Annotated in this window: 21 protein-coding genes; 11 read left to right on the top strand and 10 right to left on the bottom strand. The window is 63.9% G+C overall.

Annotated features, from left to right (window positions below; translation table 11 throughout):
- The first annotated feature begins 123 nt into the window (after positions 1–123).
- From CK221_RS22345 to CK221_RS22325, 5 genes are all read left to right on the top strand, one after another.
- Positions 124–864, top strand: a complete 741-nt coding sequence (locus CK221_RS22345) for a competence/damage-inducible protein A (protein ID WP_095779289.1) — start codon at positions 124–126, stop codon at positions 862–864.
- Between the two features lie 103 nt (positions 865–967).
- Positions 968–1,801: a universal stress protein gene (locus CK221_RS22340; RefSeq protein WP_067328185.1), complete on the top strand. Its 834-nt coding sequence runs from the start codon at positions 968–970 to the stop codon at positions 1,799–1,801.
- A 206-nt stretch (positions 1,802–2,007) separates the two neighbouring features.
- On the top strand, positions 2,008–2,508 hold the full coding sequence (gene gpt, locus CK221_RS22335) for a xanthine phosphoribosyltransferase (RefSeq protein ID WP_066998919.1): 501 nt from the start codon (positions 2,008–2,010) through the stop codon (positions 2,506–2,508).
- A gap of 218 nt (positions 2,509–2,726) precedes the next feature.
- Positions 2,727–3,215: an NUDIX hydrolase gene (locus CK221_RS22330; protein ID WP_095779288.1), complete on the top strand. Its 489-nt coding sequence runs from the start codon at positions 2,727–2,729 to the stop codon at positions 3,213–3,215.
- 115 nt (positions 3,216–3,330) lie between these two features.
- Positions 3,331–3,636, top strand: coding sequence for a PilZ domain-containing protein (locus CK221_RS22325; RefSeq protein WP_095779287.1), 306 nt, complete (start codon positions 3,331–3,333; stop codon positions 3,634–3,636).
- A gap of 51 nt (positions 3,637–3,687) precedes the next feature.
- Here CK221_RS22325 and CK221_RS22320 read toward each other — a convergent pair whose 3' ends face one another.
- The 3 genes from CK221_RS22320 to CK221_RS22310 all read right to left on the bottom strand — a co-directional run bounded on the left by CK221_RS22320 (position 3,688) and on the right by CK221_RS22310 (position 8,405).
- Positions 3,688–5,493 (bottom strand): ABC transporter ATP-binding protein, encoded by a 1,806-nt coding sequence (locus CK221_RS22320; RefSeq protein ID WP_095779286.1) that lies wholly within the window; start codon positions 5,491–5,493, stop codon positions 3,688–3,690.
- A gap of 409 nt (positions 5,494–5,902) precedes the next feature.
- On the bottom strand, positions 5,903–7,582 hold the full coding sequence (locus CK221_RS22315) for an NAD+ synthase (protein ID WP_095779285.1): 1,680 nt from the start codon (positions 7,580–7,582) through the stop codon (positions 5,903–5,905).
- A gap of 103 nt (positions 7,583–7,685) precedes the next feature.
- Positions 7,686–8,405 carry a DNA-3-methyladenine glycosylase I gene (locus CK221_RS22310; protein WP_095779284.1) on the bottom strand — a complete coding sequence of 240 codons (720 nt, stop codon included), beginning with the start codon at positions 8,403–8,405 and terminating at the stop codon, positions 7,686–7,688.
- Between the two features lie 254 nt (positions 8,406–8,659).
- Here CK221_RS22310 and CK221_RS22300 point away from each other — a divergent pair, with 254 nt between their 5' ends.
- Both CK221_RS22300 and CK221_RS22295 read left to right on the top strand, forming a co-directional pair.
- Positions 8,660–9,220: a DUF1003 domain-containing protein gene (locus CK221_RS22300; RefSeq protein ID WP_095779282.1), complete on the top strand. Its 561-nt coding sequence runs from the start codon at positions 8,660–8,662 to the stop codon at positions 9,218–9,220.
- Positions 9,220–9,828 carry a DedA family protein gene (locus CK221_RS22295; RefSeq protein WP_095779281.1) on the top strand — a complete coding sequence of 203 codons (609 nt, stop codon included), beginning with the start codon at positions 9,220–9,222 and terminating at the stop codon, positions 9,826–9,828. The genes CK221_RS22300 and CK221_RS22295 overlap by 1 nt, the downstream gene beginning before the upstream one ends.
- A gap of 23 nt (positions 9,829–9,851) precedes the next feature.
- Here the strand turns inward: CK221_RS22295 and CK221_RS22290 are convergent, their stop codons facing one another.
- Both CK221_RS22290 and CK221_RS22285 read right to left on the bottom strand, forming a co-directional pair.
- On the bottom strand, positions 9,852–10,211 hold the full coding sequence (locus CK221_RS22290; protein ID WP_095779280.1) for a diacylglycerol kinase: 360 nt from the start codon (positions 10,209–10,211) through the stop codon (positions 9,852–9,854).
- Positions 10,212–10,287: 76 nt separating this feature from the next.
- Positions 10,288–10,707, bottom strand: a complete 420-nt coding sequence (locus CK221_RS22285) for a GFA family protein (protein ID WP_095779305.1) — start codon at positions 10,705–10,707, stop codon at positions 10,288–10,290.
- A gap of 322 nt (positions 10,708–11,029) precedes the next feature.
- Here CK221_RS22285 and CK221_RS22280 point away from each other — a divergent pair, with 322 nt between their 5' ends.
- The 3 genes from CK221_RS22280 (at position 11,030) to CK221_RS22270 (ending at position 13,277) form a co-directional block, all read left to right on the top strand.
- Complete coding sequence (locus tag CK221_RS22280; RefSeq protein ID WP_066998943.1) at positions 11,030–12,100, top strand: diguanylate cyclase; 1,071 nt, start codon at positions 11,030–11,032, stop codon at positions 12,098–12,100.
- Between the two features lie 72 nt (positions 12,101–12,172).
- The gene (locus CK221_RS22275) at positions 12,173–12,550 is read left to right on the top strand and encodes an antitoxin Xre/MbcA/ParS toxin-binding domain-containing protein (RefSeq protein ID WP_066998964.1); all 378 of its coding nucleotides are present in this window, start codon (positions 12,173–12,175) and stop codon (positions 12,548–12,550) included.
- Positions 12,510–13,277, top strand: coding sequence for an RES family NAD+ phosphorylase (locus tag CK221_RS22270; protein ID WP_095779279.1), 768 nt, complete (start codon positions 12,510–12,512; stop codon positions 13,275–13,277). The genes CK221_RS22275 and CK221_RS22270 overlap by 41 nt, the downstream gene beginning before the upstream one ends.
- Here CK221_RS22270 and CK221_RS22265 read toward each other — a convergent pair whose 3' ends face one another.
- The 4 genes from CK221_RS22265 to CK221_RS22250 form a co-directional block, all read right to left on the bottom strand.
- Positions 13,278–13,982: a hypothetical protein gene (locus CK221_RS22265; RefSeq protein ID WP_095779304.1), complete on the bottom strand. Its 705-nt coding sequence runs from the start codon at positions 13,980–13,982 to the stop codon at positions 13,278–13,280. It lies immediately after the preceding gene.
- A 188-nt stretch (positions 13,983–14,170) separates the two neighbouring features.
- Entirely contained in the window at positions 14,171–15,544 is a 1,374-nt protein-coding gene (locus CK221_RS22260) for a 3-deoxy-7-phosphoheptulonate synthase class II (protein WP_067328161.1), read from the bottom strand.
- Positions 15,545–15,756: 212 nt separating this feature from the next.
- The gene (gene mfd / locus CK221_RS22255) at positions 15,757–19,254 is read right to left on the bottom strand and encodes a transcription-repair coupling factor (RefSeq protein WP_095779278.1); all 3,498 of its coding nucleotides are present in this window, start codon (positions 19,252–19,254) and stop codon (positions 15,757–15,759) included.
- 7 nt (positions 19,255–19,261) lie between these two features.
- The gene (locus CK221_RS22250) at positions 19,262–19,549 is read right to left on the bottom strand and encodes a succinate dehydrogenase assembly factor 2 (RefSeq protein ID WP_067000926.1); all 288 of its coding nucleotides are present in this window, start codon (positions 19,547–19,549) and stop codon (positions 19,262–19,264) included.
- A 93-nt stretch (positions 19,550–19,642) separates the two neighbouring features.
- Between CK221_RS22250 and recG the strand changes: the two genes are divergently transcribed.
- A complete protein-coding gene (gene recG / locus CK221_RS22245) occupies positions 19,643–21,751 on the top strand; it encodes an ATP-dependent DNA helicase RecG (RefSeq protein WP_095779277.1) in 2,109 nt (702 codons plus the stop codon).
- On the opposite strand, the gene CK221_RS22240 is transcribed toward recG, so the two are convergent.
- Positions 21,703–22,458 (bottom strand): DUF502 domain-containing protein, encoded by a 756-nt coding sequence (locus CK221_RS22240; protein ID WP_067000327.1) that lies wholly within the window; start codon positions 22,456–22,458, stop codon positions 21,703–21,705. The genes recG and CK221_RS22240 overlap by 49 nt on opposite strands.
- Positions 22,459–22,601: the final 143 nt, after the last annotated feature.

Raw genomic sequence — 22,601 nt, 5'->3', positions numbered from 1 at the left:
CACCCGAGCCGTACCGACGCACCTTACTCGCAACCGTGTCTGCCACAAGAGCCCCGCCTCGCGCGCGCATTGCGGCCGGCTGTCCGCCGCGTTATTTCAGGCCACCTGCAGCCGGAGTGAGCCATGCCCGAAATCGTCACCGCCGCCATGCTCGTCATCGGCGACGAGATCCTCTCCGGCAGGACCAAGGACAAGAATATCGGCCATCTCGCCGATATCATGACCGCGATCGGCATCGACCTGAAGGAAGTGCGCATCGTTCCCGACGAGGAGGACGAGATTGTCGCCGCCGCCAACGCGCTGCGCGCCCGCTACACTTATGTCTTCACCACCGGCGGCATCGGCCCCACGCATGACGACATCACCGCCGATTCGATAGCCAAGGCCTTCGGCGTGCCTTGCGAATACGATGCCAGGGCTTACGCCATGTTGGAGGCAAGCTATGCCGAGCGCGGTATCGAATTCACCGAGGCGCGCAAGCGCATGGCGCGCATGCCGCGCGGCGCCGACCACATCGATAATCCGGTGTCGATCGCGCCAGGCTTCCGTATCGGCAACGTTCACGTGATGGCCGGTGTGCCGTCGATCTTCCAGGCGATGCTCGACAATGTCGTGCCGACGCTGAAGACCGGCACCAGGATGCTGTCGGCCACCGTGCACTGCCCGTTCGGCGAAGGCCTGATCGGCGGACCGCTCGCCGACATCCAGAAGGCGCATCCCCACACCATTATCGGCTCCTACCCGAAATATGGCGAGGGCAAATTCTGGACCGAGCTCGTCGTGCGCGCCCGCGACGAAGCGGCGCTAGAGGCCGCGCGCAAGGATGTTGCGGCCATGGTGGCGGGCCTGTCGGTCGCGAGCTGACCCCGGAACCAGAAGGCGCGCGCCGACGTTTCTGGCAAGGCACTTTCGTTGCGGCCATTGATGCCGGTGGCGATCTTGCGCCGATAAATTTGAGGGATCTGCCATGCGCTTCAAGACGATCGTCGCCATTCTGCAGAACGAACAGGACGCCGAGCGCGTGCTCGATTGCGCCATCCCGCTTGCCGAGCGATTCGAAAGCCACCTCGTCGGCATCCACGCCGAAGCGCTTCCCGTCCCCTATACGTCGGCAACAGGTTTCCCCGACACCGAATTCCTGCAGGTCTCGGCCGAGATGAACAAGGAGCGCGCCGAGAAGCTGCAGGCGGTCTTTCTCAGGCGCGTCGAGGATTCCGACCTGTCCTTCGAGTGGCGGAGCCTCGAAAGCTTCTCCGGCGACAGCGCGCTGACCGGCATTTCGAGCGTGCGGGCGGCTGACCTGATTATCGCCGCGCAGCGCGACACCGGGGGCGATCCGGGCGCCGATGTCGATACGCTGGTCTACGATGCCGGCCGGCCGGTGCTTGTCGTTCCGCATGCCGGGCCGCTCGTCACCACCTTCAGGCGTGTGCTGCTGGCCTGGAACGGCAGTAAGGAGGCGGCTCGTGCAGCATTCGATGCCCTGCCCTTCATCAGCGAGGCGGACAAGACTGACATTCTCGTCATCGATCCGCCGGAAACGCTCGACGAGGCTCCCGAGGCGGCGGGCGCCGAGATCGCGGCTGCCTTGTCACGCCACGGCGCCAATGTCAGCGTTTCCGTGCAGAAATCGGGGGCAAGCTCGGTCGACGACATCATCCAGGAGAGGATCGCCGAATCCGGCGCCGATCTGCTGGTGCTCGGCGCCTACAGCCACTCCTGGCTGCGACAGCTCCTGTTCGGCGGCGTCACCCGCACCGTGCTGCGCACGGCAAACGTGGCAGCCTTCCTGTCGAGATAAGCCTTTCTCCGCGAAGTGGGAATCGGGTTCGGGGGACAAGGACATGTATCAAACAGGGAACTTGCACCGCGTCGCCTGAACAGCGCGATAGAAGTACACAGCCATTCTTGGCTGCCAACTTGCCAAGCCTGGCGCTTTCCGGCTAATTCCGGCTGCATTCCATCGTATCTGCGCGCTGCGGCGCGCGCTTGCGGAGTGCACGAACCATGTCCCTTCCCGAAAAAGCCTTTCCGGTCTCCTGGGACCAGTTCCACCGCGATGCCCGCGCGCTCGCCTGGCGGCTTTCCGGCACCAACAAAGGCCAGTGGAAGGCGATCGTCTGCATCACCCGAGGAGGCCTGGTGCCCGCCGCGATCATTTCGCGCGAGCTTGGAATCCGCGTCATCGAAACGGTCTGCGTCGCCTCCTATCACGACTACACGAGCCAAGGTCAGTTGCAGGTGCTGAAGGAGATCTCGCCTTCGCTTCTTGCCGATGACGGCGCCGGTGTGCTCATCATCGACGACCTCACCGATACCGGCAAGACGGCCGGCATCGTGCGCGCCATGATGCCGAAGGCGCATTTCGCCACCGTCTATGCCAAGCCGAAGGGAAGGCCCCTGGTCGATACATTCGTCACCGAGGTCAGCCAGGACACCTGGATCTACTTCCCGTGGGACATGGGCTTCACCTATCAGAAGCCGATTGCCGACGATCATGCCGGCTGATCGTTGGAAGCTGCTGTCTCCGTCCAGCGCCCGCCCAAATCACTGTTTGCTGCATAGAGAAGGCTCTCGGGGAGAAGGCTCTCGGGGGCGATGATTTCGCAATTGCCTGCCCTGTCCGGGTTAACACCCGAGTGAAGTTTTTTACTTTTATCGTCCACAATACGTCGTAAGATTCGTTTGATGGCAAATGATTCTAGAGGCTCGGGGCAGCTTCTACGATGTTGACGAGGCCAACGACGCACAACCAGATTGCCGAAAGAGTCCGACGACTCTTCGGCTCAGTGCCCTGCCGCCTGCAGGTTGCAGCCCTGCCTTGGCGTGAGAACGAAAACGGCGTCGAGATCATGCTGATCACCAGCCGCGATACCGGGCGCTGGGTGCTGCCGAAAGGCTGGCCGGAAGCCAGGGAGCCGCTTTGCGTAGCTGCCGCGCGCGAAGCGGGCGAGGAAGCGGGGTTGCACGGCACGGTCTCGCATCTCGAAGCCGGCCGCTATTTCTACGGCAAGGTCCTGGCATCCGGCGAGGAGGTGCCTTGCGAGGTCTTGGTGTTCCCGCTCAAGGTCGACCGGGTCGCGGACCGCTGGAAGGAAAAGCGGGCTCGCACCCGCAAATGGGTCGGCTCCGCCGAGGCCGCCCGCATGGTCAACGAGCCCGATCTTTGCCAGATCATTGCCTATTTCTGCGCCGATCCGCATAAATTCGCCTGAGTCATCGCTCAAATAACGCATATGTGACCCGACGAGCATGCCGCGCGTTGCGGTGCGCGAACATCGGTGCTTTGTGTGGTTAATGCAGTGCCGATTCGGCTAATGGCGTCGATCGATGACGAACTCCGCGCTTGAAGAAAACTCCGGCGAACACCGGCGCGAGCACCGCCAGCGCGTGCTCAAGGGCGGGACGATCATCACCGGTATCCAGAATTCCGAGGTCAGTTGCACGTTGCGCAATCAGAATGCCGGTGGCGCCGAGCTGAAAGTCGCACCGGAATCACGCGTTCCCGATCGTTTCCTGCTCTACGTCCCGCTCGATGGCGTGGCTTATCGCGCGGAAGTCCGCTGGCGACGCAACGACCGCGTGGGCGTCAAGTTCACCGGTACCGAGGCCAAGCCCAAGTTGCACTACGGCTGACGGTCGGTCCGCAAGGCGGGAAGGCACCCGGCCGAAGCCGGATGCCTTTCCTCAGGCGACCAGGCCTTTGGTGAGTTCGAGCGCCTGGCGCTCGAACAGCCGGCGGTAGATACCGCCGTTCAGCCGGATAAGCTCGTCGTGCGAGCCTTCCTCGATGATGCGGCCGCGGTCGAAAACCAGCAGCCGGTCGAGTGCCCGCACGGTCGAAAGCCGGTGTGCGATGACCAATGTCGTGCGCCCGACCATCAGCCGCTCCATCGCCTTCTGGATGAGCACCTCCGATTCGGAATCCAGGCTCGATGTCGCCTCGTCCAGGATCAGGATGCGCGCCTCGGCCAGGAAGGCGCGCGCGATCGCCACGCGCTGACGCTCGCCGCCCGACAGTTTCACGCCGCGCTCGCCGACCAGGGTTCCGTAACCCTTGGGCAGATCGGCGATGAAGTCGTGCGCGCTGGCGAGCTTCGCGGCATGCTCGATCTCGGCCTGCGTTGCGCCCGGCCTGGCATAGGCGATGTTCTCGGCCAGCGACCGGTGAAACAGGATCGGCTCCTGCTGCACGATGGCGATCTGGCTGCGCAACGATGATTGCGCAACCTTCGAGATGTCCTGGCCGTCTATCAGGATCCGGCCCCCGTTCACGTCATAGAGGCGCTGGATCAGCTTGACGAAAGTCGTCTTGCCCGATCCCGAATGCCCGACCAGCCCGACGCGTTCACCCGCGGCGATCTCGACCTCGAAGTCGCGATAGAGCGGCAGCCGGTGATTGCCGTAATGGAACGTCACCTTGTCGAACGCAATACGGCCGTCGGTGATCCGGATCGGAGCGGCACCGGGCCGGTCCTCGATGCCGAGCGGTTCAGACTGGAAGTCGACCAATTCCTCCATGTCGTTGATCGAGCGCTGCAGGTTGCGGATATGCGTGCCGATATCGCGCAGATAGCCCTGCAGGACAAAGAACGACGTCAGAACGAAGGCGATGTCGCCGGCACTCGCCTCGCCCCACGCCCAAAGCATGAGCGCAAGGCCGATCACGGCCGCCCTCATCAAGAGCAGCATCGTGCCTTGCGCGGTGCCGTTGAACGTGCCGCGCACCCAGGTACGGCCCGTTCGCAGACGCCATTTGGCGACCACGCGGGCAAGCCGCGCTTCCTCGCGCGCCTCGGCGCCAAAACCCTTGACCACGGCATTGCAGCTCACCGCGTCGGCCAGCGCGCCGCCGAGGCGTGTATCCCAGCTGTTGGCGAGGCGTGCCGCCGGCGCGACGTAGCCAAGCGACAGCATGGCGGTGACGGCGATGAACAGCACCGAGCCGATCGCGACCACCAACCCCATCATCGGCCAGAACCAGCCGAGCAGCAGCGTAGAGCCGACCAGCATGACGAACGACGGCAGCAGCGCGATCAGGATCGTGTCATTGAGCAGGTCGAGCGCCCACATGCCACGCGTTATCTTGCGCACCGTCGAGCCGGCGAAGCTGTTGGCGTGCCAGTCCGTCGAGAAGCGCTGGACGCGGTGGAACGCGTCGGCGGCGATATCCGACATCATCTTCAACGTCAATTCGACAATCCCCATGAAGGCGGCGTTGCGCAGCACCACAGCCGCCAACGCCAGCGCCATCAGGATGGAGAACGCCGTCATTGCGGCGTGCCACGCAATCTCGTCGGCGCCGGCGCTGCTGGCGACCGCGTCGACCAGCCGGCCGGAATAGAGCGGCGTCAGCACGTCGGCCAGCGTCGAGAGCAGGAATGCGCCCATGATGAGCGACAGGCGCCACGGCTGGCGGCGCCAGTGGCCGAGCGTGAAGCCGAGCACGCTGCGAAAGGCGCTGGCGCGCAGATCTATTCTGAAACGAGCCATGATGTCATCCGGGCGCAGAGAGGCCCGGTCCCGCTAAAATCAAATTGGAAAACCCGCGCCGGCGCCTTATGGCCCCCTTAAAACGGGGAGGTTCAGTATGGCTGGTCGCGCGCCCTCGGTGGCGACCGGCAGGAGCCAGATGCCTGCCTGCGGCTGGCCTTCCGAACGGAGTTCGGACGGCCGGTGCAGATCTAGGCTTCGCGGCCTCGCATAACGATGTCAAATCCTGCCATACGGTCCTCCCGAAAGGGAATCGCGGAAGCGCTTTTATAGAGGCGGCTCACCATCTCGCCAAGGCAGGGCGGCGCCAGGAGGGCGTCTTGTCCGGCCACTGAGACGATTTTGCAACAATGGTGGGTTGCGCTGCCAACAGCGCCGGTTCAGGCGAACAGCCTTGCGTTTCAGCGGACTAGTTGCGATCCCGGAACCGATTGGTGATCGGGTAGCGGCGGTCGCGGCCGAAATTCTTCTTCGTGATCTTCACGCCTGGGGCCGCCTGCCGGCGCTTGTACTCAGCAATGTAGAGCAGATGCTCGACGCGCGTCACCGTCGCCCGGTCGTGGCCGCGCGCGACGATGTCGTCGACGCCCATCTCGTGCTCGACCAGGCATTCGAGAATGTCGTCCAGCACCGGGTAAGGCGGCAGCGAATCCTGGTCGGTCTGGTTTTCGCGCAGCTCCGCCGACGGCGCCTTATCGATGATGTTCTTCGGAATGACCTCGCCCGATGGGCCGAGCGCCCCCGGCGGCACATGCGCGTTGCGCCAGCGCGCCAGCGCATAGACCTGCATCTTGTAGAGGTCCTTGATCGGGTTGAAGCCGCCGTTCATGTCGCCATAGAGGGTGGCGTAGCCGACCGACATCTCACTCTTGTTGCCGGTGGTGACGACCATCGAACCGAACTTGTTCGAGATCGCCATCAGGATCGTGCCGCGCGCACGGCTCTGCAGGTTTTCCTCGGTGATACCTTCCTGAGTGCCCTCGAAGAGCTGGGTCAGCGCATGCCGGAAACCTTCGACCGGCTCGGAGATCGGCACGATGTCGTAACGGCAGCCGAGCGCGCGGGCGCAATCCTCGGCGTCCTTCAGCGAGTCCTTCGAGGTATAGCGATAGGGCATCATGACGGTGCGCAGCCGCTCCTCGCCAAGCGCGTCGACCGCCAGTGCAGCGCAGATCGCGGAGTCGATGCCGCCGGAGAGGCCGAGCACCACGTTCTTGAAGCCGTTCTTGTTCACGTAGTCGCGCAGGCCCAGCATGCAGGCCCGGTAGTCGGCCTCCTCCCGCTCCGGAATCTTCGACATTGGGCCTTCGGAACAGACCCAGATGCCATCCCTTCGCTTCCAGGTGGTGACGTCGACCGCTTCCTCGAACTGGCTCATCTGGAAGGCAAGCGTCTTGTCCGCGCCGATGGCGAAGGAGGCGCCGTCGAAGATGAGTTCGTCTTGGCCACCAAGCTGATTGGCGTAGATCATCGGCAATCCGCATTCGATGACCTGACGGATCACCACCTGGTGGCGGACGTCGATCTTGGCGCGGTAGTAGGGCGAGCCGTTCGGCACAAGCAGGATCTCGGCGCCGCTCTCGGCCAGCGTCTCGCAGACGGCGATGTCGCCCCAGATGTCCTCGCAGATCGGGACACCGATGCGCACCCCGCGGAAATTCACCGGCCCTTGCAGCTCCGGCCCGGCCTGGAAAACGCGCTTCTCGTCGAACTCGCCATAGTTCGGCAGGTCGAGCTTGTAGCGCTCGGCGATGATCTTGCCGCGATCGGCGAAGACGATGGAGTTATGCGTGCCGGTCCGGCGCTTCAGCGGCGTGCCGATGATGACGCCAGGACCGCCATCGGCGGTGTCGGCGGCGAAATCCTGCGCCGCCTTTTCGCAAGCCTTCAGGAAGGCCGGCTTCAGCACCAGGTCTTCCGGCGGATAGCCGGCGAGGAAGAGCTCCGTGTAGAGCACCAGATCGGCGCCCTGGCGGGCCGCATCCGCCCTTGCCTCGCGCGCCTTGGCGAGATTGCCGGCGACATCGCCGACGGTCGGGTTGAGCTGGGCGACGGCAATGCGCAGTAGGTCGGGAGCGGTCTGGGTCATGAATTGGATTTAGCGTGGCGGCAATCGCCGGGCAATGGCGATTGCTTGTGCCACCCAGGACTGGCCGGCGAATGCCGGTCAAGTCCCGCTGCAGCCGCAGCGATCAGGCCTGCTCGCCCATATATTCGCGCAGCGTCTCCGGCGAATGGTTCTCGCCGATCGACATCGCCAGAATGCGCGAGATGTGCCGGCGCGGCAGCCCGGTCTCGGCGGACCATCGGTTGATCTGCGCCTGGATCTTGTCGAGATCCCGCTTCGAAGTCGGGCTTTCGGCGATGTCGAGACCGGCGTCGCGCAGCGCCGCCGCCATGTCGGCGGAAACAATGAAGGTGTCCCACTCCAGCCAGCGCAGAAAATACTGGCCGGTGTTGCCGCCGAGCCGGCTGCCATGCTTGCCGAGATAGGCGGTCAGCCCGACCTGGTCGTCGGCCGGCCAGTCGGCCAGGAACTTGCCGAAGCCGCCATGTTCCTTCGAGACGCGGTCGACGAAAGCCGCGTTGTCGCGCACGGATTTGATCTTTTGCGGGTTGCGCACGATGCGCTTGTCGGACGCCAGCTCGTGCCAGAAGTCGTCCGGCTGGAACAGGAGCCGCTTCGGCTCGAAGCCAAGGAACGCCTCCTCGAAACCAGGCCATTTCTGCTCGATCACCCGCCAGACGAAACCGGCGGCAAAGATGCGCTCGGCCATGGTGGAGAGGATGCGGTCGTCATGAACTTTCGCCACGGCCGCGTTGTCGGGCATGGGTCCGAGCAGCGACGCCAGCGCCTCTTCACCGCCCTTGCGTTTTGCCGCCCGGGCACGAATTTGCTGGAAGTCGGCCATTTCCGCCCTCGCCTGTTCCGACCAATCTATCACTTCCCGTCAGGCTCGGTAGCCTCTACCTCTATAAGCAATTCCAGGAAAGGTGCGCAGCGGTTTTCCGTCCGGAATTGCGTGAGATAAGTGAGCAATTCCAGGAAAAGTGCGCAGCGGTTTTCCGTCCGGAATTGCGTGAGATAAGTGAGCAATCTCAGGAAAAACGCGCAGCGGTTACCATCCGGATTCTTGGAAACGCGGGCCTGACGACGGAGAGGACGATGAACAAGACGGTCGAGGATCTGTCGAACCGCTGGCTGAAACGACAGCCGGACGGTCTCTCTCCTCTAGAGAGCCGCGTGCTCAAGTCGACGCTGGAACGCACCACCATCACTAGGGACACCAACAAGGCAGTCGCCTTTCATCAGAGCTATGGCGATCGCGTTGCCGACACGATCGCCCGTATCGGCGGCTCATGGTCCTTCATTCTGGGCTTCATCGCCTTTCTGGTGCTGTGGACCTTTGGCAATGTCTGGCTCTTGTCGCGGAACGCCTTCGATCCCTATCCCTTCATCTTCCTCAACCTCGTGCTCTCGATGGTCGCCGCCTTGCAAGCACCGGTGATCATGATGTCGCAGAACCGCCAGACCGAGCGTGACCGCATCGACGCCGCCCATGACTATGAGGTCAACCTGAAGGCCGAGATCGAGATCATGGCGCTGCATGAGAAGCTCGACGAACTGCGCCACAGTGAGCTCATCGGCATGCGCGACGAGATCCTGCGCATGGCCGAGCAGATCAGGCGGATCGACGAAAAGCTGTCGGCGCGGTCGGCGGGCTGATGACCGAGGCCATCCATCGTCTCATCGAGCAATACGGGCTGATCGCGGTCTTCCTCGGTTGCGTCGCCGAGGGCGAAAGCGCTGCCATCCTCGGCGGCTTCTTCGCCCATCAGCACATATTCGTGCTCTGGCAGGCTTTCCTGGCCGCCTTTCTCGGCGCCTTCGCCGGCGACACGGCTTTCTTCACCTTCGGCCGCAGCTTTGCCGATCATCCCTATGTCGTCAGGCTGCGCAGGCGGCCGGGTTTTCGCCGCGCCTACCGGCTGCTCAACACCCACCCCAACATCTTCGTGCTGACGAACCGCTACGTCTACGGAATGCGGCTTGTCGGCGGCATCGCCGCAGGGCTGTCGACCGTGTCGGTGCCGCGCTTCGTCATCCTGAACGCCATCTCGTCGGCCGTCTGGGCAACCCTCTTCGGCACCCTCGGCTATGTCTTCGGGCTTGGGGCGGAGCGCATGGTCGGCCAGGCATTTGCCCGCCATGAGCGCGTGCTCGTAGCCCTCGCCGTCGGCATCGCTGTGGCCGTCCTGGCCGGACTGGTTGCCCGCCATTTTGCCGGAAGGGAGCGCGCAAAGGACGCAAAAGAGGATCAGGCCGAATCCTAAGCTGTCGGACCGATGCCTCCCGGTCAGATCGGCGCGCCGAGGATGCGCTCGACGATGGCAATGCCCCAGACGCCCGCCGCAATCACGATCGAAATCAGCACCGCCAACGAGCCGCAGTCCTTGGCGAGCTGGATGTCGATGTGGAACTCGCGGGAGATCGCGTCGCACGCCGCCTCGATGCCTGTGTTGAGCACCTCGACCAGGATCATCAGCAGAACCGCGCCGATCAGCAAGGCGTAGCCGCGCCAGGATACCGAGATGAACCAGCCGGCCGGCAGAGCGAGCGCAAGCAGCATCAACTCCTGCTGGAACGCCTTTTCGTGAGCAGCCAGCTTGCGGAAAGCCCGCACCGAATTGATGAAAGCGTCGATCAGCCGCTGCATGCCCAGCCCCGTTTCGAATCACCGTGAGGGGATATCGCAACAGCCGGGTCAAGGGAATAAGGCAGGCGGCCAAAAGTCACTCGACCGCGACCTTTATCGACGGCGTCGACTTGTCGAACTGCGGCAGGCCGTCGTCGATTGCATAATAGTCGCCCTTGTCGCCGACGAAGATGTGGCTTTCGGCCGAAAGCCCGGTCGGCTTGTCGAACGAGCCGGCCATGATGGAGATCGTGTCGAGCTCGTTGTGCTTCCAGAACAGCACCGAGCCGCAGCTGCGGCAAAAGCCGCGTTTCGCAATGTCGGACGCGCCGTACCAAGCAAGCGCGTCGGCCCCCTCGATGTCGATGTCGGCGTCCCTCGAAGAAGTCGCTGCAACGAAATGGCCGGTTTGCTTGCGGCACTGCGAGCAGTGGCAATAGACCACTCCGCGCAGCGCTCCTCTCGTCGTGAAGCGCACCGCTCCGCACAGGCACGATCCAGTGTGATTTTCGCCCATCCCGGCCTCCTTCAACGCCATTCACCTCGAGCGCGCCGGACAAGATTCCAGTTTTGCGCTCGTCCGGCGCAGGCAAATGCGACACCGAAGCGGCGCGTTTCAAAAGCTGCGCCTGCACCGCAGTGCAACCTGAAGCAGCAAAAACGGTCTGGAAACGCCCGCCATTAAGGAAACTTTAGCGCAGCTGCATTTATGGTTCCTGCAGGCGATGGTCGTGTTGGGGACGCGGCCTAGCATCGCAATTCTGATTCGATCCCCATATTGGCGGCTCCCGGCGGTGGCAGGTCTCCGGTCGCGCACTGAAGGGGGTAGTGAACAGACTATGCAGCCGGCAGCCGTCCCGAGCGACAGAAATGGCGACATCGCCAGCACCGTTGTGGCGACCATGCGCCAGCTCGGCCTGCTCGGCCTGCCGCGCAACTACGAAATCTTCTATGAAGCGCTGAGCGGCAGCAATCACGAGCTCAGCCTCGCTGTCGTCTCGTTGAGCAATCGGCCGACGCAAGAGGATCTCGATCGCATCGGACGCACCTTCTTCCCGCAGCACCACGGGCCTGCGATCGTCGAACACGCCCGCGAGGTGGTCGCCAAGGAGCTTGAGGACGTCGCCGCGCTGCTGCGCAGCGAGCGCAGCCATATCGAAAAGTACGGCCGCATCCTCGACGAGACGTCGAGCGGCCTGAGCAATCGCAGCCTGCTTTCCCAGGATCTGCTGCAAAAGATCGCCGGCGCGATGTCTGCCGCCACCAGTTCGACGCTGGATCACAACCGCCAGATCGCGAGCACGCTCAGCGAAAAGACGGCCGAGCTCGAAAGCGTCAAATCGAAGTTGGAGGAATACAAGCGGCTCGCCAATACCGATCCGCTGACGCAGATCTGGAATCGCCGCGCCTTCGACAAGGAAATCACGCGCATCTACAACAGCAACCGCGGTATCCTCTTCAACGCGCTCATCCTTGCCGACATCGATCGCTTCAAGGACATCAACGACCGTTACGGCCATCCGGTCGGCGACAAGATCATCCAGATCATCGCCGAAATCTTGCAGTCCAGCATCCGTGCCGACATGTTCGTGGCGCGCACCGGCGGCGAGGAGTTCGCGCTGATCGTCGAAGGCGCCAGCGAGGACACCACCTATGAAATCGCCGAGCGCATCCGCGTGCTGATCGAACAGACGCCGTTCACAAGCAGCCAGACCGGGATGAACTATGGCACGGTGACTGTCTCGATGGGCATTTGCATGGCTTCCGAGGCCGACACCCCCGAAGACCTCTACACCAAGGCCGACCGCGCGCTCTACCGCTCCAAGATCGGCGGCCGCAACCGCGTCACCAGGCATTCCACAATGGCCGGCCGTGCCGGCAAGGGCTGGCTGCTCTACAAGAAGGACTGAGGGCACATTGGACACCCTTTCCAAATGAATTTCTGTGGACTATATTTTCCACGGAAATGAAAGGGTGCGCTCATGCCACGTCCAGTCGCTGCCGCGACGGCGGCAGAAAATGCCGTCATCACCAAGGCCACGCTGCGCGCGGCCGACCTGCTCGAGATCACGGCGCGAACGCTTGCTCTGGTCATCGGCGTCTCTGAGGCGACGGTCTCGCGCATGCGCAAGCAGGAGTTCCTGCTCGAGCGCGGCACCAAGCCGTTCGAGCTTGCGGTGCTGTTCGTGCGGCTGTTCCGCTCGCTCGACGCCATCGTCGGCGGCGACGAGACGGTCGCCCGGGCATGGCTGAAGAACCCGAACACGGCGCTCGACGGCACGCCGCTCGAAAAAATCCTGACTATTGCCGGACTTGTCGATGTCATTGCCTACCTGGATTCCCGACGCGCTCTCGTCTGAGGCCGTCAGGCTCGAAGGCAAATATTGGCGGATGGTCGAGGCGCAGCATCGCGTCTCGACCCTGAAGCTCGTCGACAGGCTCGACGAGCAGGGCCTGCTCGAAGACCTCATCGAGGAAAGCAAGCCGCGGATCCCGCTGGAATGCCGCCATCTTCACTATCTTCTGGCGACGCCCTTCCGCTACGGTTCGATTTATCCGTACGGCTCGCGCTTCCGCCGCGCCGGCAAGACCAAGGGCGTCTACTACGCCGCCGAGACGGTGCTGACGGCAGTGGCGGAAATGGCCTTCTACCGCTTGCTGTTCTTTGCGGAATCACCGCAGACGCAATGGCCGAACGACGCGGCCGAATATACCGCCTTTGCCGCGGCGATCAGATGCGAGAAGGCCGTCGACCTCACGCGGCCGCCGCTCGACCGCGACGAGAAGGCTTGGACGGATCCGACTGACTATGCCGCCTGCCAGGCCATCGCCGACGTGGCGCGCGAGGCGGGGATGCAGGCCATCCGCTACCGCTCGGCGCGCGATCCGAAGGGCGCCAACATCGCGCTCTTGACGTGCAGCGGTTTTGCCAAGGCCAAGCCGCTGGAGCCTCATACCTGGCGCATCCGCATCGGCTCGTTCGGGGTCCAGGCAGTCTGCGAATTTCCAGACAGGCGGCTGGAATTCTCAAGGACGAGCTTTGTCGATCCGAGGCTGGCGAATATGCGCTGGGAGCGCGGGCGCTAGTTAAGCCAGAATGTTGACCGCACGCGCGGCGACCAGCGCGATCGTCAGCAGCGAGATCATTGCCTCGGCCATCATCAGGAGCTTGGCGCGCTGAGAGAGCGGCAATGTGTCGGTCGGCGAGAACGCCGTCGCATTGGTGAAGGCCAGGAACACGTAATCGACAAAGCCGGGCAGCCAGTCGCGGATCTCGCGATCGGACAGCGTCATCTGCGGGAACAGGAAATCGGCATGCGCGCGCTTGACCAGGCCGCAGGTCGGCGGGCCGCCGCGGTCGGTGCTCCAGAACCACAGCGCGAAGACGATGACGTTGGTGACCCAGATGTTGAGCGCGTCGACAAGCAGCGTCGTGCCGGCGCCGGCATGGCCTGCCAGCAGCTTCTGGACCAGAAAGACCAGCGAGCCGCAATTCATGATGCTGATGACGCCGGTCATGACCAAGGCGGTACGGCGGATGAAGACGCGAAACCGGCCGATCGCATACCAATGCTCGTGATCGACGGCCTTCTGAGTCGCCATTTGCGTCCAGGCCGTTGCGATCGACAAAGGCACGAGCAGCGCCGCCTCGATCGCGGGCGCGAGCCAGCGCGGACCGAAGCACAGGTCGTTGATGACCAGAAGCTGCAGGCAGATGACGACAAGCACCGCCGCCCGCGCCGACCAGAAATCGATCGCGCGGTGATGAACGATGGCATGCTCGTGGCGCATGGGGGGACCTGTGTCGTGTGCGCGGTTTTCGACCGCGGGCGACACCTCCACCTCAATCTTGGTCTTGCGATGGTCGCGTAACTATAAATTTTCGTAAGGTTTCGGCGGCCGGCGCCTCGCAGGATCGGCCCAAACGAAAAGGGCGTCGGACTTTGTCCGACGCCCCGGTTCGATCGCCGGCAAGCGGCTTAGGCGTTGGCGGCTTGCTTGTGCTGGATCGTATGGCTTTTCTTGAGCAGATCCGAGACCAGGAAGGCCAGTTCGATCGCCTGGTCGGCATTGAGGCGCGGATCGCAATGGGTGTGATAGCGGTCCTGCAGGTCTTCCGCCGTGATGGCCCGGGCGCCGCCGGTGCACTCGGTGACGTTCTTGCCGGTCATCTCGACATGGATGCCGCCCGGATGCGTGCCTTCGGCGCGGTGCACCTCGAAGAAGGTCTGCACTTCCTTCAGGATACGGTCGAACGGCCGCGTCTTGTAGCCGGCCGCCTCGATCGTGTTGCCATGCATCGGGTCGGAAGACCACACCACGTTGCGGCCCTCCTTCTTCACCGCCCGCACCAGCTTCGGCAGATGCTCGGCGACCTTGTCGGAGCCGAACCGCGCGATGAGCGTCAGCCGTCCGGGCTCATTCTCGGGGTTGAGCAGGTCGATAAGCTCCAGCAGGCCGTCCGGCGTCAGCGACGGACCGCATTTCAGGCCGAGCGGATTCTCGATGCCGCGGCAATATTCGACATGCGCATGGTCGGGCTGGCGGGTGCGGTCGCCGATCCAGATCATATGGCCCGAAGTCGCGTACCAATCGCCGGAAGTCGAATCGACGCGGGTCAGCGCCTCCTCGTAGCCGAGCAGCAGCGCCTCGTGGCTGGTGTAGAAATCGGTCTCGCGCAGCGCGAAATTGGTTTCCGACGTGATGCCCACCGCGCGCATGAAATCCATCGTCTCGGTGATGCGGTTGGCGAGCGATTCATATTTCTCGCCCTGCGGGCTGTCGGCAACGAACCCCAGCATCCAGCGATGCACGTTCTCCAGGCTGGCATAGCCGCCTTGCGCGAAGGCGCGCAGGAGATTGAGGGTCGCCGCCGACTGGCGATACGCCATCTCCTGCCTTGCGGGATCCGGGATGCGCGACGCGGCGTCGAACTCGATGCCGTTGATGATGTCGCCGCGATAGCTCGGCAGCGTCACGCCGGCCTTGGTCTCGCTGTCGGAGGAGCGCGGCTTGGCGAACTGGCCGGCGACGCGGCCGACCTTCACCACCGGCTGCGCGCCGGCGAAGGTGAGCACCACCGACATCTGCAGGAAGACGCGAAAGAAGTCGCGGATGTTGTCGGCGCCATGCTCGGCAAAGCTCTCGGCGCAGTCGCCGCCCTGGAGCAGGAAGGCCTCGCCGGCGGCGACCGCCGCCAGTTGCTTCTTCAGCTTGCGCGCTTCACCGGCAAACACCAGCGGCGGATAGGTGGTGAGCCGGGCTTCCGTGGCCTCCAGCGCCGCAAGGTCCGGATAGGCCGGAACCTGCTTGATCGGCTTTGCTCTCCACGAATTCGGCGACCATTTTGTCATCGCTGCACCCAAAACTCTTCAGAGCAATTCCAGGAAAACTGTGAACGGTTTACGTCCGGAATTGCGTCAAAACAAACTGGCGAGCGGTCTCGCCCGCCATTCCCACCCCAATCAGAGGTCGCGGCTCCTTACACGAAGCCGATTTTCTATTCTAGCCGGGAATTTCAGCAGTGGCGAATGCCTTGAACTGCTCGGATGCCGGTGTGAAGGCGTCAGGCAGCTTTGTCGACCAGCCGCGCCAATTGAGTCATGACAACAGCCGAGCCGGCCAGCCGCTTCTCGGCATTCGGCCAGTCACGCATGAAGACGACGCTGTGGTCGGCCCTGATCTTGGCCAGCGAGCCCTGCTCGCCGATGAATTTGACCAGTCCGACCGGATTGGGGAATTCGCGCTTGCGGAAGTGGATGACGACGCCCTTGGGGCCGGCATCGAGCTTCTCGACATTGGCCTTGCGGCAAAGCGCCTTGATGAAGACGATCTTCAACAGATGCGTCACTTCTTCCGGCAGCGGCCCGAAGCGGTCGATCAGCTCGGCGCCGAAGCCGTCGATCTCCTCGGTGGTCTCCAAGTCGCCAAGGCGGCGGTAGAGTGCCATCCTGAGCTGCAGGTCCGGCACATAGCTCTCCGGGATCATCACGGCGGTGCCGACCGCGATCTGCGGTGACCAGCCGCCATCCAGCACTTCGCCGGAATCCTTCACTTCGGCCACCGCCTCCTCCAGCATCTGCTGGTAGAGCTCGAAGCCAACCTCCTTGATGTGGCCTGACTGCTCCTCGCCGAGGAGATTGCCCGCGCCGCGGATATCGAGGTCGTGGCTGGCAAGTTGGAAGCCAGCGCCGAGCGTATCAAGCGACTGCAGCACCTTCAGCCTGCGCTCGGCCGTATCGGTGAGCTTGCGGTTGGCCGGCAGCGTGAACAGCGCATAGGCGCGCACCTTCGAGCGGCCGACGCGGCCGCGCAACTGATAGAGCTGGGCCAGACCGAACATATCGGCTCGGTGGATGATCAGCGTGTTGGCGGTCGGAATGTCGAGGCCGGATTCGACGATGGTCGTCGACAGAAGCACGTCGTACTGGCCGTCATAGAAGGCGTTCATGATGTCGTCGAGTTCACCAGCCGGCATCTGGCCGTGGGCGACCGCTACTTTCAGCTCCGGCACGGATTCTCTCAGGAAATCATGGATTTCGGCAAGATCGCTGATACGCGGCACGACATAGAAGGAATGGCCGCCGCGGTAGCGCTCGCGCAGCAGCGTCTCGCGGATGACCAGCGGATCGAAGGGCGAGATGAAAGTGCGCACCGCCATGCGGTCGACCGGAGGGGTGGCGATCAGCGACAGCTCGCGAACACCGGTCAGCGCCAACTGCAGCGTGCGCGGAATCGGCGTCGCCGAAAGTGTCAGCACATGCACGTCATTCTTGAGCTCCTTCAGCCGCTCCTTGTGTTTGACGCCGAAATGCTGCTCCTCGTCGATGATCAGCAGGCCGAGATTTTTGAAGGAGATCGAGCTACCGAGCAGCGCGTGCGTGCCGACGACGATGTCGACCGTGCCGTCGGCGACGCCCTTCTTGGTCTCGGCCAGTTCCTTGGAGCCGACCAGGCGCGATGCCTGCGCGACGCGGATCGGCAGGCCGGAAAAGCGTTGCGAGAAGGTCTTGAAGTGCTGCCGCGACAGCAGCGTCGTCGGCACCACGACGGCGACCTGGAACCCTTCCATCGCCGCGATGAAGGCGGCGCGCAGCGCCACTTCCGTCTTGCCGAAGCCGACGTCGCCGCAAACCAGCCGATCCATCGGCTTGCCGGCGCCGAGATCGTCCTTGACGGAATCGATTGCCGTCTGCTGGTCGTCGGTTTCTTCATAGGGAAAGCGCGCCGCGAACTCGCCATAAAGGCCGTCGGCCGGAATCATGGCGGGTGCTGCGCGCATCTGCCGCTCGGCGGCGATGCGGATCAATTGCCCGGCCATGTCGAGCAGCCGCTTCTTCAGCCGCGCTTTGCGCGCCTGCCAGGCGCCGCCGCCGAGCTTGTCGAGTGGCACTTCCGCCGAATCCGAACCGTAGCGTGAGAGGAGCTCGATGTTTTCGACCGGCAGGAACAGCCGGTCGTCGCCGGCATAGTGGATTTCGAGGCAGTCATGCGGTGCGCCGACCGCTTCGATGGTGCGCAGACCGACGAAACGGCCGATGCCGTGGTCCGCGTGAACGACGATGTCGCCGGATGACAGCGACGACGCTTCGGCGATGAAGTCGGAGGCACGCTTTTTGCGCTTGGAGCGGCGGATCAGCCTGTCGCCGAGAATGTCCTGTTCGGCGACGACGACCATGCCGTCGGTCTCGAAGCCGGATTCGAGCGGCAGCACGGCAAGCCCCGCCTGCCCCGGCTCGAGCTTTTCGACCTCGGCAAGCGTAGCGACGGGTTTCAGGTTGCCGAGATGGTGCTCGGCCAGGATCTGGCCGAGGCGGTCGAGCGAGCCCTCGGTCCAGCCGGCGACGATGACGCGGCGGCGCGCGGCGCGCTCGTCGGCAATATGCTTCACCACCACGTCGAAGACATTGCTGTTCGGGTCGGCGCGCTCCTCGGCGAAGCTGCGGCCTTGCCGCGAGCCCGCATGGAAGACCTTCTTGCCGCCGACATCGGGTGCGTCGAAGACGGTGAAATCGATGTCCTCGCGCGGTCCGAGCGAGGCTTTGAGATTTTCCGGCGAGAGATAGAGCAGATCCGGTGCCACCGGCTTATAGGGCACAGCATCCTTCAGCGCGCCGTCAGCCTGCTTCCGCCGCGCCTCATAGTGATCGAGGATCAGCGTATGGCGCTCGGCCAGCGCCTCATGCGCGAGATGATCGAAGATGACAGGCGCGTCCGGCAGATAGTCGAACACCGTCTCCAGTTGCTCGTAGAAGAAAGGCAGCCAGTGCTCCATGCCGGCAAAGCGCCGTCCTTCGCTGACGGCTGCATAGAGCGCATCGTCGCGCGACGGCGCGCCGAAGGCTTCGATATAGGAGCGGCGGAAGCGGCTGATCGTTTCCGGCGTCAGCGCCACCTCGCTCATCGCCTGCAGCGCCATCGACTTGCGCTGGCCGGTCGTGCGCTGGGTCGCCACGTCGAAGACGCGGATCGATTCCAGCGTGTCGCCGAAGAAGTCGAGCCTCAGCGCCTCGCTCCAGCCGGGCGCGAAGAGGTCGAGAATGCCGCCGCGCACCGCGAACTCGCCGACGTCGCGCACGGTCGGCACGCGCTCGAAACCGGAATTCTCCAGCCGCGCGATCAGCACGTTCATGTCGATCTGGTTGCCGGGCTTGGCGTGGAAGGTCTGCGCCTCGATCAGTTCGGCCGGCGGAATGCGCTGCAAGAGCGCATTGGCCGTCGTGAGGATAACGGCGCGGTGCGGCTTTTTCGCCAGCGCAACGATGGCGGAGAGCGCGTCGAGGCGCCGCGCGGCGGCATCCGCGCCCGGCGAGACACGATCGTAAGGCAGGCAGTCCCAGGCAGGCAGTTCCAGAACCGGCAGGCCGGGAGCGGCAAAGGCGAGCGCATCGATGATCGCCGGCAGCCGCTGGCCGTCGCGCGCGACGAACAGCACCGGCTTGTCGGGCGCGATCTCCTGCGCCGTCCGCGCCAGCGCGAAAGCTTCGTAACCGTCGGCGACGCCATCGACGATGAACTGGCCGGCGCGGCCCTTCGGCAGGCCAATGGAGGGAATGAGACTCATGCTTCTTTCAAAATGTCATGGTCCGGCGCGACGCCAGGATCTTCTGCAGCACCGCGCAATCGATATCGGGCGGAACCGGGCGCTCGCCGGTGATCATCGGCAGGAATTCGGTGTCGGGGATTTCGAGGAGCTTTTCATATTGGTCGATTTCGTCGGCGGTCAAGGCGCCGATCTCGGCATCGGCGAAGGATCCCAGGATGAGATCCATCTCGCGCATGCCGCGATGCCAGGAGCGGAACAGGAGCTTGCGGCGGCGGACGTCCAGTCCCTCGCTTGATCGCTGTGTTCCGGTCATCGCGCTGCATCCCTGTTCGAAGCGGCGCATATAGCGTGGATAGCGATTGGTGTCAGCCTTTGCGCTGCGGCCTCCGCGACATAAGCTGACGAGATGCGTCCTTCCATCCTCGATCCCCTGTTCGTCCCGATCACCTCGCTCGCCGGCGTCGGCCAGAAGGTCGGGACCATGATCGAACGTGTCGTGCCGGCCGATCTCGGCGACCGCGCCGCGCGCGCCGCCGATCTTCTGTTCGTGCTGCCCAACACGGTTATCGACCGCCGCAACCGGCCTGGCATCGCGCTAGCGGCCGAAGGCCAGATCGTAACACTCGAGGTACGGGTCGACCGCCACCAGCCGCCGCCGCGCGGCAACAGGTCCGTGCCCTACCGGATCTACGCCCATGACGACACCGGTGAGATCGCCTTGACCTTCTTCCATGCCCATGCCGCCTATCTGCAGAAGATGCTGCCTGAGGGCGAGCGCGTCGTAATCTCCGGCCGCATGGAATGGTTCAACGGCCGCCCGACCATGGTTCATCCCGACCATATCGCGCCGCTCGACGAGGCCGAGGGCCTGCCGCTGGTCGAGCCCGTCTATCCGCTCACCGCCGGCCTGTCCGCAAAAGTGTTGCGCCGCGCCATCGGACAGGCGCTCGGCCGCTTGCCGGAACTGCCGGAATGGCAGGACGACGCCTTCATGCGCCGCCACACCTTTCCGTCCTTCGGCGATGCGCTGACCCGCATCCACTATCCCAAGGACCCGATCGACGTTGCCGTCGAGGGTGCGGCCTGGCGGCGCCTGGCCTATGACGAGCTCCTGGCAGGACAGGTGTCGCTGGCGCTGGTGCGCGCCAGAATCCGCCGCCTTTCGGGCCGGCCGCTGGTCGGCGATGGAAGCGTTGTCGAGAAACTGCGCGCTGCCCTGCCCTACAGGCTCACCCCCAGCCAGGAATTCGCGCTCGGCGAAATCAACGCCGACCTGGCCGAACCCGAACGCATGCTGCGTCTGCTGCAGGGCGATGTCGGCTCCGGCAAGACAGTGGTCGCGCTGCTTGCCATGGGGCGCGCGGTCGAGGCAGGCGGCCAGGCTGCGCTGATGGCGCCGACCGAAATCCTGGCGCGGCAGCATCTGGCGACCATCGCCCCGCTGGCGGAAAAAGCCGGCCTCAGCGTCGCCGTCCTTACCGGCCGCGAGAAGGGCCGCGAACGCGCCGAAACACTGGAAGGCCTCGCCAGCGGTGCGATCGACATCGTCGTCGGCACGCACGCGCTGTTCCAGGAGACGGTGACCTTCCACGACCTCGTGCTTGCCGTCGTCGACGAGCAGCACCGCTTCGGTGTCCACCAGCGTCTCGCCATCACCGCCAAAGGCGACGCGCCCGATATGCTGGTGATGACGGCGACGCCCATTCCGCGCACGCTGGTGCTGACCGCCTTCGGCGACATGGATGTCTCGAAGCTCACCGAAAAGCCGGCGGGCCGCCAGCCGATACGCACCGTCACTTTGCCAATGGAGAGGCTGGACGAGTTAGTCGGGCGCATGGTCGACGCCGTCGCCGAGGGTCAGAAGATCTACTGGATCTGTCCGCTGGTCGAAGAATCCGAAGAGATCAAGCTGATGTCGGCGGAAGACCGCTTCGCTTCGCTGAAGCCGCTCTTCGGCGACCAGATCGGCCTCGTCCATGGCCGCATAAAGGGGGCAGAGAAGGACGATGCGATGCGCGCCTTCAAGCAGGGCGAAACGCGCATATTGATCGCCACCACCGTCATCGAGGTCGGCGTCGACGTGCCGGACGCCACGATCATCGTCATCGAGCATGCCGAGCGCTTCGGCCTTGCCCAGTTGCACCAGCTGCGCGGCCGGGTCGGGCGCGGCGACAAGCCATCGTCCTGCGTGCTGCTCTACAAGGATCCGCTCGGTGAGACCGCAAAGCGCCGGCTTTCGGTGATGCGCGAGACGGAGGACGGCTTCCGCATAGCCGAGGAGGATCTGAAGCTGCGCGGCGAAGGCGAACTGCTGGGCACCCGCCAGTCCGGCACGCCAGGTTTCCAGGTCGCGCGCATCGAGTTCCATGCCGACCTGCTGGAAGCCGCCCGCGACGACGCAAGGCTGTTCTTGTCGCGCGACCCCGAATTGCAGTCTGGGCGCGGCGAGGCGCTGCGGCTGTTGCTCTACCTGTTCGGGCGCGACGAGGCGGTGCGGCTGCTGCGCGCCGGCTGAGCCGCGCCCAGCGCCGGATTGGCAAGCGGCCCTTCGATCGGCTCGCCGTTCAGCGTCACCAGCTTGGCCTTGACCTCCGGCGCCACCATGCCGGCCGAAACGATCAGCTTGGCGCCGTCCTCGATCGTCATGTCGAGCAGCACGATCTCGGATTTATAAACATACATCAGGAAGCCTGTGGTCGGGTTCGGTGTGCAGGGCATGAACACCGCGATCAACGGATCGCCTTCCTGGTCGAGCTTCTGGTTGATCTCGGTTTCCTTCTCGCTGGCGACGAAGACCAGCGACCAGACTCCCTTGCGCGGATATTCGACCAGCCCGACCTGGCGGAACATGTCGCCCTTGTTTGACAGCACCGTCTCGAAAATCTGCTTCAGGGAGCGGTAGATGCCGCGCACCAGCGGCATGCGGCCAAGCAGCCGCTCGCCGAAATTGACGATTGCGCGGCCGACGATGTTGGCCGTCATGAAACCGATGAACGTGATCAGCACCAGCGCCACGATCAGCCCGAAGCCGGGGACCGGAAACGGCAGGTAGGTGTCGGGGTTGTAGCGGGCGGGAATGTAGGGCTTCACCCAAGAATCGACCCAGCCGATGAGCGACCAGGCGATATAGGCGGTGATCGCCAGCGGCGCGCAGACGATGAAACCCGTCAGGAAGTAATTCCTGAGCCGGGTCATGCCAGAGGTCTTCAGGGCGTCGGACATAGGATCACCGCGGCGCAGATTGCGGTTGAACTTTAGTGAACCGCAATTCGGTTTGGAACTGCGAAGTTTTTAAAGAGCGCGCTCTATGAAGCGGCTTTCAGCGTTCCAAATGAAGCTCCTGCGTTCGCGACTGGCTGCAACAC

It is taken from the genome of Mesorhizobium sp. WSM3868, assembly GCF_002294785.1.
Lineage (GTDB): Bacteria > Pseudomonadota > Alphaproteobacteria > Rhizobiales > Rhizobiaceae > Mesorhizobium.
Note: the sequence above shows the minus strand (reverse complement) of the source record. Positions and strands in the feature narration are given on the sequence as shown.

Coding starts and splice junctions, on each gene's coding strand:
- CK221_RS22345 (WP_095779289.1), top strand. CDS start 124: ATGCCCGAAATCGTCACCGCCGCCATGCTCGTCATCGGCGACGAGATC.
- CK221_RS22340 (WP_067328185.1), top strand. CDS start 968: ATGCGCTTCAAGACGATCGTCGCCATTCTGCAGAACGAACAGGACGCC.
- gpt (WP_066998919.1), top strand. CDS start 2,008: ATGTCCCTTCCCGAAAAAGCCTTTCCGGTCTCCTGGGACCAGTTCCAC.
- CK221_RS22330 (WP_095779288.1), top strand. CDS start 2,727: ATGTTGACGAGGCCAACGACGCACAACCAGATTGCCGAAAGAGTCCGA.
- CK221_RS22325 (WP_095779287.1), top strand. CDS start 3,331: ATGACGAACTCCGCGCTTGAAGAAAACTCCGGCGAACACCGGCGCGAG.
- CK221_RS22320 (WP_095779286.1), bottom strand. CDS start 5,493: ATGGCTCGTTTCAGAATAGATCTGCGCGCCAGCGCCTTTCGCAGCGTG.
- CK221_RS22315 (WP_095779285.1), bottom strand. CDS start 7,582: ATGACCCAGACCGCTCCCGACCTACTGCGCATTGCCGTCGCCCAGCTC.
- CK221_RS22310 (WP_095779284.1), bottom strand. CDS start 8,405: ATGGCCGACTTCCAGCAAATTCGTGCCCGGGCGGCAAAACGCAAGGGC.
- CK221_RS22300 (WP_095779282.1), top strand. CDS start 8,660: ATGAACAAGACGGTCGAGGATCTGTCGAACCGCTGGCTGAAACGACAG.
- CK221_RS22295 (WP_095779281.1), top strand. CDS start 9,220: ATGACCGAGGCCATCCATCGTCTCATCGAGCAATACGGGCTGATCGCG.
- CK221_RS22290 (WP_095779280.1), bottom strand. CDS start 10,211: ATGCAGCGGCTGATCGACGCTTTCATCAATTCGGTGCGGGCTTTCCGC.
- CK221_RS22285 (WP_095779305.1), bottom strand. CDS start 10,707: ATGGGCGAAAATCACACTGGATCGTGCCTGTGCGGAGCGGTGCGCTTC.
- CK221_RS22280 (WP_066998943.1), top strand. CDS start 11,030: ATGCAGCCGGCAGCCGTCCCGAGCGACAGAAATGGCGACATCGCCAGC.
- CK221_RS22275 (WP_066998964.1), top strand. CDS start 12,173: ATGCCACGTCCAGTCGCTGCCGCGACGGCGGCAGAAAATGCCGTCATC.
- CK221_RS22270 (WP_095779279.1), top strand. CDS start 12,510: ATGTCATTGCCTACCTGGATTCCCGACGCGCTCTCGTCTGAGGCCGTC.
- CK221_RS22265 (WP_095779304.1), bottom strand. CDS start 13,982: ATGCGCCACGAGCATGCCATCGTTCATCACCGCGCGATCGATTTCTGG.
- CK221_RS22260 (WP_067328161.1), bottom strand. CDS start 15,544: ATGACAAAATGGTCGCCGAATTCGTGGAGAGCAAAGCCGATCAAGCAG.
- mfd (WP_095779278.1), bottom strand. CDS start 19,254: ATGAGTCTCATTCCCTCCATTGGCCTGCCGAAGGGCCGCGCCGGCCAG.
- CK221_RS22250 (WP_067000926.1), bottom strand. CDS start 19,549: ATGACCGGAACACAGCGATCAAGCGAGGGACTGGACGTCCGCCGCCGC.
- recG (WP_095779277.1), top strand. CDS start 19,643: ATGCGTCCTTCCATCCTCGATCCCCTGTTCGTCCCGATCACCTCGCTC.
- CK221_RS22240 (WP_067000327.1), bottom strand. CDS start 22,458: ATGTCCGACGCCCTGAAGACCTCTGGCATGACCCGGCTCAGGAATTAC.